1 protein-coding gene is annotated in these 287 nt (G+C 71.8%); it reads left to right on the top strand.

Going from position 1 to position 287, the window contains the following annotated elements:
• On the top strand, positions 1–287 hold a 287-nt coding region (locus EXE42_RS17690; protein WP_158293797.1), incomplete at both ends, for an MMPL family transporter.

Below are 287 nucleotides of genomic sequence, written 5' to 3'. Positions count from 1 at the left end.
GCTACCGCGAGGACCGTGCTGCGGGCGCGCCGCCCGAGACGGCGATGCGCGGCGCCTTGGGCCAGCTCGTGGTGGCGTACTCGATCATCGCCGGCACGACGATCATCGGCTTCCTCGCGAACCTCACCAGCTCGTTGCCCCCGCTCCGGGAGTTCGGCGTCGTCGCCGGGCTCGGCATCTGTTTCACCCTCGTCATCTTCGTCGGCTTCCTCCCGGCCGCCAAGCTGATGCTCGACCGCTGGCGCGCCGAGCGCTCGCTGCCCGAGTTCGGTTCGCGCCCCCTCGGC

The sequence above is a fragment of the Halorubrum sp. SP3 genome (genome assembly GCF_005435195.1).
Classification (GTDB): domain Archaea; phylum Halobacteriota; class Halobacteria; order Halobacteriales; family Haloferacaceae; genus Halorubrum; species Halorubrum sodomense.
The sequence above is the reverse complement of the archived record's forward strand: the minus strand, read 5'-3'. Positions and strand labels throughout refer to the sequence as shown.